Annotated in this window: 13 protein-coding genes; 1 reads left to right on the plus strand and 12 read right to left on the minus strand. The window is 39.4% G+C overall.

The window, feature by feature from the left end:
• Positions 1-37 precede the first annotated feature (37 nt).
• The 11 genes from rluB to PYR66_13430 all read right to left on the minus strand — a co-directional run bounded on the left by rluB (position 38) and on the right by PYR66_13430 (position 10019).
• Entirely contained in the window at positions 38-940 is a 903-nt protein-coding gene (gene rluB, locus PYR66_13380; protein ID WEF26332.1) for a 23S rRNA pseudouridine(2605) synthase RluB, read from the minus strand.
• 246 nt (positions 941-1186) lie between these two features.
• The gene (locus tag PYR66_13385) at positions 1187-1363 is read right to left on the minus strand and encodes a DUF3606 domain-containing protein (GenBank protein ID WEF26333.1); all 177 of its coding nucleotides are present in this window, start codon (positions 1361-1363) and stop codon (positions 1187-1189) included.
• Positions 1364-1553: 190 nt separating this feature from the next.
• The gene (locus PYR66_13390; GenBank protein WEF26334.1) at positions 1554-3374 is read right to left on the minus strand and encodes a hypothetical protein; all 1821 of its coding nucleotides are present in this window, start codon (positions 3372-3374) and stop codon (positions 1554-1556) included.
• Positions 3375-3794: 420 nt separating this feature from the next.
• Positions 3795-4835 (minus strand): major capsid protein, encoded by a 1041-nt coding sequence (locus PYR66_13395; protein ID WEF26335.1) that lies wholly within the window; start codon positions 4833-4835, stop codon positions 3795-3797.
• Between the two features lie 41 nt (positions 4836-4876).
• The gene (locus tag PYR66_13400; GenBank protein WEF26336.1) at positions 4877-5227 is read right to left on the minus strand and encodes a hypothetical protein; all 351 of its coding nucleotides are present in this window, start codon (positions 5225-5227) and stop codon (positions 4877-4879) included.
• On the minus strand, positions 5214-5438 hold the full coding sequence (locus PYR66_13405; protein ID WEF26337.1) for a hypothetical protein: 225 nt from the start codon (positions 5436-5438) through the stop codon (positions 5214-5216). Before PYR66_13405 ends, PYR66_13400 begins: the two co-directional genes overlap by 14 nt.
• Before the next feature lie 542 nt (positions 5439-5980).
• Complete coding sequence (locus PYR66_13410; GenBank protein WEF26338.1) at positions 5981-6256, minus strand: hypothetical protein; 276 nt, start codon at positions 6254-6256, stop codon at positions 5981-5983.
• Between the two features lie 30 nt (positions 6257-6286).
• Positions 6287-6679: a hypothetical protein gene (locus PYR66_13415; GenBank protein ID WEF26339.1), complete on the minus strand. Its 393-nt coding sequence runs from the start codon at positions 6677-6679 to the stop codon at positions 6287-6289.
• Between the two features lie 26 nt (positions 6680-6705).
• A complete protein-coding gene (locus PYR66_13420) occupies positions 6706-8175 on the minus strand; it encodes a hypothetical protein (GenBank protein WEF26340.1) in 1470 nt (489 codons plus the stop codon).
• A 123-nt stretch (positions 8176-8298) separates the two neighbouring features.
• Positions 8299-8472 (minus strand): hypothetical protein, encoded by a 174-nt coding sequence (locus tag PYR66_13425; GenBank protein WEF26341.1) that lies wholly within the window; start codon positions 8470-8472, stop codon positions 8299-8301.
• 947 nt (positions 8473-9419) lie between these two features.
• Positions 9420-10019 carry a hypothetical protein gene (locus PYR66_13430; protein WEF26342.1) on the minus strand — a complete coding sequence of 200 codons (600 nt, stop codon included), beginning with the start codon at positions 10017-10019 and terminating at the stop codon, positions 9420-9422.
• Positions 10020-10692: 673 nt separating this feature from the next.
• Here PYR66_13430 and PYR66_13435 point away from each other — a divergent pair.
• Positions 10693-11790: a hypothetical protein gene (locus tag PYR66_13435; protein WEF26343.1), complete on the plus strand. Its 1098-nt coding sequence runs from the start codon at positions 10693-10695 to the stop codon at positions 11788-11790.
• Positions 11791-11906: 116 nt separating this feature from the next.
• On the opposite strand, the gene PYR66_13440 is transcribed toward PYR66_13435, so the two are convergent.
• Positions 11907-12608: a hypothetical protein gene (locus PYR66_13440; protein ID WEF26344.1), complete on the minus strand. Its 702-nt coding sequence runs from the start codon at positions 12606-12608 to the stop codon at positions 11907-11909.
• Positions 12609-12685 lie beyond the last annotated feature (77 nt).

Raw genomic sequence — 12685 nt, forward strand, 5'->3', positions numbered from 1 at the left:
GAAGCGTCCCGGCGCAGGCCCGCCGGAACGTAATGTATTAACCGTTAGTCTTATTGCGGGTGCTGGAACGACGATTGCCGTTATTGCCCTGACGCGGGTTACTGCTGGTCTGGCTGTGACGTTTAACCGCGCGGCGAATCTGATTCGCTTTCATACGACGACGATCTTTTTCTACCGCCACTTTGGTTTCGGTTTCCGCCGGCAGTTCGACCAGTTCACGCAGATAGTTAGTTTGCGCCAGATCCAGCTCGGTCCAGCCACCGCGCGGCAGCCCTTTCGGCAGCAGAATATCGCCGTAGCGAACGCGGATAAGACGGCTCACCTGCACGCCAACGGCTTCCCACAGACGACGAACTTCACGGTTGCGCCCTTCGGTCAGCGTCACGTTATACCATTGGTTGATCCCTTCACCGCCGGTAAATTTGATGGTTTTAAAGGCCGCCGGGCCATCTTCCAGCTGCACGCCGCGCGCCAATTGACGCAGCTTGTCTTCGTCTACCTGGCCGAATACGCGAACGGCATATTCGCGTTCCACTTCACGACTTGGGTGCATCAGGCGGTTAGCCAGTTCGCCATCGGTGGTGAACAGCAACAGACCGCAGGTATTAACATCAAGACGACCTACTGCAATCCAGCGCGCACCGCGCAGTTTCGGCAGACGGTCGAACACCGTTGGTCGGCCTTCTGGATCGTTACGGGTACAGAGCTCACCTTCCGGTTTGTAGTACGCCAGCACGCGGCAAATCTGCTCGGCGGATTCTTTCACCGAAATCAGATGACCGTCGATACGAATTTTCAAACCCGGTACGATTTCTACGCGATCGCCAAGGGTAGCGACTTTACCATCGACGCTGACGCGGCCAGCTTCGATGATCGTTTCAATTTCACGGCGGGAGCCATGGCCGGCACGGGCCAGCACTTTCTGTAATTTCTCGCTCATTGAGCTTCCTTTAGGTGTCGCCTTCCCAGGCGTCGGGATATTTTATATAAACTTATATAAATCAATGCGTTAGCACATTTCATTGCATGCTATTATACGCACATTTCACCAGTTTGTAACCCTGTTTGTTGTACAGTACGTTGGTAATAAAAAGTTTAGCTCTATAGGGAATTTTAGACATGAAAAAAGGGGCGAAATGCCCCTTCATATATTATGTCATTGAGTCTTGTAGCTATTCCGGCAGTGTTATTTGCCTAAATGGGCTTTTACTTTAGCTGTGCTATTTCCAACTGCTTTAACCGCGGCGCGAAGTTGAGCTTCTGTGACACCAAGTGCTTTCGTCCAGTAGGCAACCTCCCATGACTCACTCAAGCTTATGAAATGCTTATCTTCTGGTTGGCGACGTTGTAGATTATCTACCATGTGAATTGCCTTGAGTTAGACAGGCTTGTGCCTGCTCATTAGTTATACTGAACAAAATAAAGGCAACAAAGCGGAATATCCCTAGTAATTGCGACTGATCATAAAACCAGTAAAAAGTCGCTATCGGATTTGCAGATTTGCTGTTTAGGCATTACCACTTGGAAAGCGTGGACTTAACACCCCTGTCCGCTTACTGTCCTAAAATACTCTGGTTAATCTGGAAGTTTTGGTCATCAAAAGCCCACTCTATGCGTTTATCGGCTACCGCCTCTACCATCATTCCAAACTCTGGGCTAGGATTCACAGTAAGATTAAAATCAGCTTTTAAATCCGGGATGATCGGCTGATATTGCATAGCTGGGGTCTGTACCATCATTTGATTCATTAGCGTTCCAGACTGCACTTGTGCTGCGACTGAGGACTCAGAACCAAAAAAGCGCCCTACACTGCGAGTATCAAATCCGATCATATTTTGTATCCAGTCAGCGGCACTATTCGCACTGCTATCAACCACGGTATTATAAACAGCATCTGGCAACGTTTGCCCTTTCCCAACGTTCAATCCTATTTTGTTTGCAAAATCCAGAAATACTCTTGAGAGTTCGCCAGCAGATTGGCCTAAATTCTCCATAAGAGGATTTAACCCAGAGAATGATTTAACCAGATTATCAGAATTTAAATTAGCCTCTTTCATTGCCTCAGCAAATCCTAATGTAAAATGATCAGCCCCTGAATCCTTAATAGCGCCCCACACAATCCCCATTTGATTTAATCCGTCAATAGTTTTCTGTTGAGTACTGTTCAGTGCTAATCCACTGTTAACCATCATATTCATAGTGTCGATGACATTCTGACCATTTGAATCAACAGATTTTGCCAGATAGGAAAAATCATTTATGGTCTCGGCTAAGGCGGTAAACTCTGAATCTGTTAATTTGGCGCTCTTCTGCAATGATTTTAAGAGGGCTGCTAGTTCCACTGGACCTTTAACACTTCTTAATGTTGCTAATGCGCCCTCTTGAGAATACCCCCCACGATTAACCATTATTTGCAGCCAGTCCGACATTTCTCCACCGCCTGAATATGTGGATTGCCCTGTTTTCTTATCAGTTTTCCACTCTCCAAGACTTAACTGACCAATTTTATCCTGTACGTCTTTAGAGATATCAGAGATTTTCTCGTAACTCATATTAAAACCAGTCCGTTTTAATGTCTCTTGAATGGCTGCATCAGCTTCTAATGGGTTTAAACCCATACTTGAAATCATTTTTCGTCCCTGATTTCTGGCGAGTGAATCAGAGATTGCCTGTGATGATATAGCGTACATTTGTTGTCCTAGATATACACCTGCTGCCCCTGATAATAATTGCTGTGGGACAATTGCGTTAACATTTTGGGATAACCAACCAGAACTACCAGACCGACCAGACTTTGATTTATTTTTACTTCCTGATTGCTTTTGTTGTTTGGCGTTGTTTCTTGCGAGACTGCGTTGGGTGACGAGATGCTGGCTCAGAGCCTGATTCATCGCCTTGAGGCTGGTATTGCCCCTGGCATATGCATCTACAATAGCATTAGCCTGTTTTATCGCCTGATATCGTGATGCACCATCCATATTCTGAAGACGCCCCAGAGTGAAAGCGGCACGTTTTCTTGCTAAGTCAGCATTTTCCTGCTGAGTTGCCATCCTCTTTGCCTGCTGCTGTTGAATTTTCAAAGCACGAGCTTGCGCTGCCGCTAATTTTTTCTGTTCATTCTGTTTAGCTTTAGCATCTACTGCCGCCTGTTTTGCTGCTTGTTTCTGTTGTTTATCAAATTCACGCTGTTGTTTTAATTGTTGTTGATGAATTTGTTTATCTGCTGCCTGTTTCGCTTTAGCTACCTGGTTGTTTGATTTAGAAAATTCCTGTTGAAGCTTCTTCATATCGTTTCTGACTTTTTTCAGACTGTTTAAATCAGATTTATAAACAATCCTGTTAACCAGTGTTGCTGCTTCTACCTTAGTTGCCATATTGACATTCTCCTAATAAAAAAGCCCCTGACCCGTAAACCTTCCTAAACAGGAATGAGCTTTGCTCACCCGCAAGCGGGGGTATTGAGGGCAGAGGCTTTGTATAATTTATTTTTATTTGTTCAATGCTGTAACGAGACTTCTATACTCACCATCGGGGTATTGCCTGCATACGCGTGCTGCAATAGTATGACGATTCCCACCAGTTTTCTCAGCTAACCGTGTAATATTGATTAACCTAAATAAATCCCAATCGCTGAGATTGTCAATAGTAGCGAAGTTTCCGTTTTCATCTTTAAGAATTATTTGTGCTGTCATTTTTTAACAATCTCCACAATAGAATAATTATTATATGAACTGGAATTTGCTCACCAATCCATAATTCAACAAGCAGCACGGTTAATGCTGCTGCGAGGATCATTAATTGGCAGTAATAACCAGACTGAAATTGGTACCGTGGTTTACAGGCAACACCGACGCCTCTGATACAATTTCAACCTCACCACGCTCTTTCTCGTACTGATAAGAAAAATATTCCTGAGTGATGCCAGACGCCGCAAGGTTAGTATCAACTGAGGCAGGACCATACAGATGTTGATAAACGTTCGTGTTGCTTTGGAATACTGGCAGCATGACCGCTGTACCATCAGCTATAAACGGGGTCAGAAGCGGGTCAGTCACCTTGATCACGTCTATGCTCAGTCCTGGCAAGGTGAAGGTCTGCACATTTGGGAGAACCTCCTTACGCTGATAAACAATGTTCATCTCGTTGAATGGATCAACGTACTGGTAGGCACTTTTCATAGAAGCATGGAAACGCAAACTATTATAGAAACTTGCAGATGCAAAACAGACAACACGGCGAACGTCAGTCCATAAACCATCTGTAGCAGTGCTAATTTTATCCAGGAAGCCATTAAACACTTCCAGCGCATCGGTAGAGCCGTTGGACAGAGTAATAGTGTCTGCCATCATCGGAGCATCGAAACTGTCCGCATAATCAATAACTGGCGCTTCCTGAGTGTACGGGGTCTGAACCAGCCCACGAAACAGAGCATCACCGTATGCAGCCTCGATATAACGCTTATAGGATTTAGCGTGTTTGATGGTGTAATCTGCGACGATATCAAGCATGGTTTCCTGAACATCTGTCCCCGGTTTGCGTCCAGCTTTCTGAAAATCAACAGCGCTCACAGTATCCTCGCGATGCAGGTGTAAGAGTTCTACTGGGAAACTGTTTGCAGCAGTCCGAGCCGTTGAGTCGTGTTCAAAACTGTAACGTTTTTTCGGTTGGTTCAGGAGGGTTTTGTTATCCTCAATCAGACGGTCAAGCATAACGTAAATACCATTACTCGAAGACTTATCGAAAATATTCAAATTCTGTAGCAGATAACCCTCGCTAGGGGCGACTTCAAAAATCGGGGCGAGGTCTACCATTTTATAGGCGTCATAAGAAAACATATTAGTCATCCTTTATTATTTTAGTTTGTGGATTGTTTTAATCAGGTGGTTGGCAATGATTTGCCAGTGCTGAAATAAACAGCGGGATCAGCAGAAAGAAGTTCTTTAGCCTTGGCTACATCATCACAAACCAAACTGAAATCTTTAATATGAATGTTCGTATTTGCTACCAGAACAGCGACAGGCGTAGTGTCAGCATCCTTATACTCAAGGACCACGTTTGCAGAGGTAGAAGCCGAACCGACAATTTCGCCGCTATCATCAATCACGGTGCCAGGGACGCAATCAGGAATTTTTGGAAAAACTTTCACTTTTCGGCTATAGCCGTTTAATTCACGACTTAGAACGTCGCAGACGCTGAGGTTAGGTTGTGGGAATTTAATTAGTGTCATCAGGTACCCCTTTATTTTTAATAATCCGTTTTAGTTTATCTTGAGTGGTTTTATTTTTAGATTTATTTGAATCATCTTCCTGTTCTACTACAGGGACATTTGCAGCTTTAGCGAGCTTAATTAACTCGTTAGCCGTTTCGACATCATCAACTAACAGTGTAACGGGGATTTTCCCATCAAACGTTTTGACGCCCTTTTTAATAGTTACCATTTTTTTAAATCCTTTTGTTTCTTTGCAAAGAATAAAAGAAAGGCCACCTAAATAGTGGCCTTGATACAGAAGAGAACGTTGATTAACTCGAATTAAACTTTTTGGAGGATTTAATTCTCAATATACACTCATGAAAATATATATTGAGAATTGCCTCACAGTTATCATGGATGGGTGAATTAAGCCCGGAGCTTACTGTGAGGATTCCCAAGGAAGGCGGAGGCAAGGATTGCTTAGGTCCGTTTCCGCCTGTAGTTCGCGATTTGCGCTCGCATTATCCATAGAACTATCAGGATAAAATCTGAGAATCACCGAACTCAGATTTAAATTAACAAGAAGATGAGGAGAGCCATTTAAATTATGTTCCTCATATCTCTATTATATATTAAAAACACATAACCTGTCAATATTTAGAGACTATAAATGGAGGCTTTTATTAATATTTCTATTGTAGGGATAATTGTTCTCATGGAGCATTCAAATATACCCTTAAAACGCGCTGCAACGCATTCTGAGAGGTTCTATGATTTATTTGGTAACTTTTATGCTGTTACTTGTTCAAAGACGTTGTGAACAGTTCTGGTGATGACAACTAACTCCATCAGGTTAATATACAAAGCTGCATCATCTTCTAATAGCCACTCTAAAAAGTACTCAGGATGTTCAGGCAGTTTATTCATTGCCTCCAGCAACATTTGATAGTTTGAAAAGTAGGTTGCTGGGTCAGCGTAGCTATCATTCATCAGGCTATGCGCCAGCGTGTAGTGCTGTTCTACAAACTCTTCTACAATATTTTTATGCTGTTCAAAATCAATCATTTTTTTCTTCCTTTTATTACTTTTATTTTTTTAATCGCTGATGCCTAGTGCATCAAAATCAAGCCCGAGATCATTCCCATTAAAGTTTTCATTCTCCAAGCGGTTGAACTCAAGCCACCCCTCATACTCATTTATATTATCAAAAAGATATTCAAATTTTAGTGGCTCTCTATTGAATTCAAAACCTATATACCTCTGGCGAGGCTCCCATTTAACACCAGTCATAGAGTTAATTATTGATTGTTCTTCTGGTGTTAGTGGCGGGGATTCTTCGTAGAGTTTAATGATTGCTAATGGTTTTAATTTTTTAGAAACCTTAAGCTTGTGATTTCTGTTATTAAATCCTAATTCAATTGTTTCTTCAAATACTACATTTTGTCGTGCATATGCCAATATTCCCCCTTCTTTTTTATTTAACGGCACCAGAACTTTCGGCCCCCGTTGATTTTTTATGCTGCTTTTTTGATTTGTTTTAAATAAAACTTAACAGTGTCTATTTTGAATCCGGTTTTTTCTACGATATCTTTTCTCTTCAAACCTTGATCAACTAGAGATTTAACCAAGTTAAATTTATCATCGCCCTTGCTCGTATCTCTTTTTTTCTTCTCTGTTTTTATCATTTCCGGTTTGATCACAGCATCATGAAAATAATGTTGTTTGAGATATTCAGCACAACCGACATCCGGGATGACATAAACCTGTTTGTTGCTATTTCCCCTTACACGGACAGAACAACGGGAAACGAACTGATACACCTTTTCATAGTTCAATGCAGCTTGCCGCTTTTCTTCGAGTTCCTGCCAGTCCCAGCCGTTCAGATCACAGTATTTGCGCCAGTGTCCAATAGTTGTCCCATCAAGGTTTGCACACCCCAGAAACGCCGCTTTATGTAGGTGCTGAAAATGGTTCAGACCATAGGAGGCCATCGAAACACGCTCACCACCCTCTAACACGTCGTCAGCACGCGATGAATAATAGAAACCGTTGCTGTACTGTTCATCGTTGTTGCTGGTATAGAGAAAACCGTCTCTCAGTGCTCTGCGTGTCCCGTTCAGGATATCGCTGTAGTGTTCACTCAGTAGTTTTTTGGTGCATTTCTGACTAAACACAGGGATCAGTTCGATTCTTTTTGTGTCAGTGTGGACACGGCGCATCAGGTCAGGCTGCAACTCATCCTCAGCCAGCGAGATTTCTGCATTCAGAATGGTTTTAGCAGCGTAGGCAAACTCACTAATCCCAACGTTAGCGCCCAATACGGTGAATGATTTAGCCCAGAGGGCGCTATACAGGATTGGGTTAGCAGTAAATGAGAAAAAATATTTGTCCTCCTCTAAGAGCATTCCCTGACCCGTCAACATGGCGAATAGAGCTTGTTTCAGAAGTTTGCTATTAGCGTGTTCACTCTCGTAATATGCAAGAAATTTTTCTCTGTCCTCATCACGAACAAAACTTAGACCGTCCCGTTCCTCTAACCATCCGAGAAATGGAAAGTTGGAATCTCGATATTCCTCATTTTTATAATCAATCTCAGCCCCATACCACGCAGAGGGGATCTCATCAATATAGATTTCAAACAGACTTAATTTATTCTGGGTTTTCTCATCACGATACGCATATAGGCAAAAATGTAGTAGGCATTCGTGAGTCACAATAACAACGTTTCGCCCAAAATCATCATCCAGCGCGTTTATTAATGATCGTGTTGCGCTTTCGCCTTTATCTACTTGATTGTGATATGCAGGAATGCCGAGTTTCTGGAGGTCGGTTTGTGTTTGAGAAGCAAGATCGTGTGTCGGGACAGCTATTAGGATTCGTTTATCAGGATTGTCCTTTATATATTGTTTGAGTTTGTAACTCTTGCCACTACCACAGATAGCGTTAACGATTTTTACTGTTAGGGATTGTTCCGTTTTGTTCATTTTTTTCCTCTTCGCTAAGGATTTCGTTTAAAAGTTTATTTACTAGGGCCGGGATATGCATATCCTCCTCGTGGGCCAGTTTGTACAGTTTCGTGAATAGTTCAGGTTCAAATCTGATTTGCATTATTTTTTCTCCTGTTTGTACTGTTCCAGTGCATTTTTAAAAAGTTCTAATCGGTCTGGATAGTTGTTGCGGATCGCGGCATAGTAAAGGTTTTCAATATTTGCCAGTCGTGCTGTTCCATCATGCAGAGCGGCTACAATTTGCTCTACGGTTTGCCATTTAGGTTTACGCATAGGGGTTCCTCCTCAGTGAGGTTATTAAATTTTTGTTCACGAAGTGAATGAAGTTCACCCGTAAACGGGCTATGTTTAGTTTGGTATGTTCAGCCGGGGATACTGCTTGGCTAGAGGATAAAACAAGAAATGTGTTTATCTAAGATTATCTTACACTAATATGCATATATATGTCAATACTTATATTTACCCCAACATATCTTATAGCAGTTAGCAGTGTTTGTAAAGGGGTTTGACCTGTTATAAATCTGAAGTTGGGTTTAAGGTTGTGGGCTGGGGAGCCTGGGCGGCTTTAGTTGACCTTTACGTTCTCCTCTCCGGTAGATCACAGCATCACTAAAAAGGGTAAAAATAACTCTAAAGATACTTAAGACTTAAAATTACCCCTTTTGAAATTAGGAGAGGATAGAGAACGTGACTGATTGTTGGTTGATCACGAATGAAATGAGTTAGCAACTTAGAATCAGTTATCATAATAATAGTATTAACAATAAGTAAGATTTACCACGTTTGATTGTTAATAGTGTTATTATGGTTATAACAGGAATAGGTAATAGATTGAATAGTCTCTATCGTTCAATCGTTAGCTATGACGCTATGTGTATATCATCAGGCTATGTTAATGGTTTTATCCTTTGATATAGCCTGAATGTTCCCGCGACAGTGGAGTCGCGTATGATGATCATAGTTAATAGTTTATAAAAAATTTAAAGTTAATATAATTAAATTTATTAACTATTATGATTAATAACTATACGCTAATCTGTTCGCTATCGCTCCAGCATCGCGTATTACCTTTAATGCATTATATGATTATTAACTATGGCAAACTATGCATTACCTATTATGCTATGGTGATCTATCCATTATACATTTTATAGCATGGTGAATTATGCTTCTCTAACGAGAAGCATAAATTCAACTAAAGCCGCCCGACTAAAATAAATTCAGTTCTTCGAGAAATAAAAACACCCAGTGTATTTTTCTGATAAAGAACCTACAGATTTCGGAGTGGTACTAGGGCAAATGAATGTAAGAACATCTCCCTTCCCTATTGTTGGCAAGTCATTTTCACGAGAGTTTTTCATAAGTCTGCCAAAGAACGTCTTCCCGAAAGTTAAATCAAAATCTTGGGATGCGGTGAAAACAAACGAATCAGCATATGGGTTTCGATCACCATTATATACCACATATTTTTCACCAATTTGGGTTTTCTCTATCTTTTTTACCTTTACAACAAGAAAATAAGCTTTTGCTTTAATATCTTTCTGCAAAGTAAATTCATTTTCTTTAACTATCTTATGTAATTCTGATGCTGTGTATGTAGGATAATAATCTTGAACTCGCTTAAATTCTCTGGAAAAAGAATCATCATTGTTACATGATGCTGCGTTATCAAAATCATTAAGAATCTTACCAGTTAACTCTCTTCCTTCACTGCATACTCCTGTGAAACCTTTTTCTTTAGCATTGATATTGAAGGCTACAACTGATAATAAAAAGACTATAATAAATTTCATTTGAATAAATCCATCTTTGTTATTCATTTTATTTTCATTGTACACGGCAAAATGTTAAAAGTAGAACATTTTATTTGTAAACCAAACCACCTATTTTTAGTTAACGGTCAAGATTACTTAACAACGCTATCTCTCTTCTCATTGTTATAATATAACAATTATAAAAATCTTCATTTTTTTGAATAAATTTTTTCCTGTATAAATGATCAGTTCTTTAGGTGAGAATAATTCTTGATTGAGTGGTGATCAATGAGGGAAATATCATGATGCAATGTCGGTAGATTTGCGTGGAATGAGAGAGTGATTGCGTGGTGATCAGGTGAGTTTCTTAGTCGCCTACCTTGGCGTGTAGTTCATATTAAGAGTAAAGATACAATAAATACAATGAGTTATGGTTATTAGTTTAGATATAACAGTTATCAACCACCCGTTTGACCTGTTACATGCATGGTTATGCAAGTCGTAAGGAAATAAGACCATGATATTTTGAAATTATCAGCGATGAGGTTCTGTTGCCTTTGACAGTGCTTAGCACCCTAGCTATAGAGCAAAAGAGGTCTGTTTAAATCGATTTAAATAGGGATTAAATGATGCATAAATGGTAGTAAATCAATCAAAGGATATGGTAAATTATTCCAATGATCTTGTGTCCTACCCAATTAGAAGTTAGAAAGTATAATATAACCAGATGAGAATAAGCATGGATGATATAAAGGATTCAATAATTCAAACTATTCGTGAACGTTTTGGCAATCCCATGTGGGGGTATATAGCACTTTCTTGGTTTGGTTTTAACTGGAAAAACATTGCGATACTATTTTTTAGTAAATCAACAATTGAAGAAAGAATCAAAGTTGTTACTAGCCAAGACTATCTTTACCTACATTACCTAATAATACCAGTAGTTGTTGGTTGTGTGCTCGCAGCTAGCGCACCATATATCAAATGGGCTTTTTCTAAAGCTCATGAGTACGGCGAATCAATGCTTAATGAAGTTGACAAGCGTCGGATTAATGCTGCATATCAAAAGGATATAGATACCGCGAACAAAAAAGTTGAACGTGATTTTGCAGCTAGAATTGCTGAGGCAGATAAGCAAAAAGAATTAGTTGAAATTGAAGAAACTAAAAAACAACTTCCATACAATACTGAAAGTTTAATAAAGGAACATGGTGTGCTGACTGAGCAATGTTCAAGTCTTGAGCACGACATTTCGATTTATAACCAACAGAAAGATCAACTAGACAAAGAAATTGACTCATTACAGCTCAAGGTTAAGAGCATTGTAGAAATATTCAATAGATACAACTCTCCTAGCAATCATGAAAGTATTCAGCGATTTTTAGATGAGATATCTACAATCTTCAATAATGTAATATCAAACCCTAAACAAGATCCTTCTGAAAAAGAAGCAGCTAGTGTTTTAAGAAACATAAATAAAGCGTATCGAGCCGCACTTTTACCACAAACCGATGGCTCTAAGAAAGAATATAAGTCAGCCTTAGAGAACATTCGAAAACCGCTATCAAAAAACCCTAATATTGTGGAATTGATATCTAGCACAAACGATGCTTTCAATAGTCCAAACTATAAGAAGCTCCATAAATTAGTTCAGAGCATTAACTCTATTCAGAATCAATATCCACAACTGCACTCATTATCAACTCAGACAAAAGAGATGATAAACACAGTAAGCAGTGATGATTTAAAGAAGATTTCCCAATATTCGAACCTTATGAAACCTCAGTACACAGATATATCAGAACTGTTAAAAAACAATAATCTATCATTGGAGTAAGCCCAATATTATAATTAATGGAGTTTTATATATCAAAGCTCCACTATTATATACTTTACAAAGGAAAGCACACTATAAATCAAAAAAGCATAGATGTTACAACCCAAAAATCGTCTTTATTTTACTTCTGGAATACTAAATTTACAATCTTTCTTATCCATAAACTCGAACATTTTATGATTTTTTGTTACTAGGACATCAGAACTACTAACATTAATTACATAATTGTTATCATTACAAATGAGAGTCTCTTTGGCAATGTGCGAAAACACCCCTCCTATATTAAACAGAAGGAATAACAAAGCCAAATACCAACTAAAATACGCATAATATGAATGGATATTTAGTTTTTCTGCAACTATAGTGCTTCCTAATTTTTTCAAAGGTTTTAATGCAATTTTAAATCTAAAGCGTTTCATCTCTGAATCTTTAAACGAAATGGTAATATCTTGCTTTAAACTAATATACCAGATCATAAATGGAGGGATAAGAGAAAGCCACTTCCCTGACAATGTCATGTTAACAGAAAATAATAACATTGTAATAATTCCTAACGAATGTCGAATTAGAAATCTTTTTGTATTTACACTTATACCAACAGGATCTTCTATTTCCTCTTTAAAAAGATCAAACCAATACAATATAAAAGATAATATAGCACATGTACCAAAGCCGATTTTCATCATGCTTAATAACGAAACATCAATAAATTCAATAGGAATTTCTTTAGCGAAATAATACCCCAAATAATAAGCATATGTGAAAGTATAGCCACACACTGTTATAATAAGAACCTTGACTCCATCAGATATACTCATTTGACTCCCTTACTTTGCCTGCTAGCATTTTTGCTTTCCTCTGTTCATCAAATACTCACGTTCAACAATTAGAGTAT

The sequence above is a fragment of the Klebsiella aerogenes genome, from assembly GCA_029027985.1.
GTDB classification, from domain to species: domain Bacteria; phylum Pseudomonadota; class Gammaproteobacteria; order Enterobacterales; family Enterobacteriaceae; genus Klebsiella; species Klebsiella aerogenes_A.

What these genes read in the sequence shown, in the direction of transcription:
- rluB (WEF26332.1), bottom strand. Translation starts at nt 940, where the DNA reads ATGAGCGAGAAATTACAGAAAGTGCTGGCCCGTGCCGGCCATGGCTCC.
- PYR66_13385 (WEF26333.1), bottom strand. Translation starts at nt 1,363, where the DNA reads ATGGTAGATAATCTACAACGTCGCCAACCAGAAGATAAGCATTTCATA.
- PYR66_13390 (WEF26334.1), bottom strand. Translation starts at nt 3,374, where the DNA reads ATGGCAACTAAGGTAGAAGCAGCAACACTGGTTAACAGGATTGTTTAT.
- PYR66_13395 (WEF26335.1), bottom strand. Translation starts at nt 4,835, where the DNA reads ATGTTTTCTTATGACGCCTATAAAATGGTAGACCTCGCCCCGATTTTT.
- PYR66_13400 (WEF26336.1), bottom strand. Translation starts at nt 5,227, where the DNA reads ATGACACTAATTAAATTCCCACAACCTAACCTCAGCGTCTGCGACGTT.
- PYR66_13405 (WEF26337.1), bottom strand. Translation starts at nt 5,438, where the DNA reads ATGGTAACTATTAAAAAGGGCGTCAAAACGTTTGATGGGAAAATCCCC.
- PYR66_13410 (WEF26338.1), bottom strand. Translation starts at nt 6,256, where the DNA reads ATGATTGATTTTGAACAGCATAAAAATATTGTAGAAGAGTTTGTAGAA.
- PYR66_13420 (WEF26340.1), bottom strand. Translation starts at nt 8,175, where the DNA reads ATGAACAAAACGGAACAATCCCTAACAGTAAAAATCGTTAACGCTATC.
- PYR66_13425 (WEF26341.1), bottom strand. Translation starts at nt 8,472, where the DNA reads ATGCGTAAACCTAAATGGCAAACCGTAGAGCAAATTGTAGCCGCTCTG.
- PYR66_13430 (WEF26342.1), bottom strand. Translation starts at nt 10,019, where the DNA reads ATGAATAACAAAGATGGATTTATTCAAATGAAATTTATTATAGTCTTT.
- PYR66_13435 (WEF26343.1), top strand. Translation starts at nt 10,693, where the DNA reads ATGGATGATATAAAGGATTCAATAATTCAAACTATTCGTGAACGTTTT.
- PYR66_13440 (WEF26344.1), bottom strand. Translation starts at nt 12,608, where the DNA reads ATGAGTATATCTGATGGAGTCAAGGTTCTTATTATAACAGTGTGTGGC.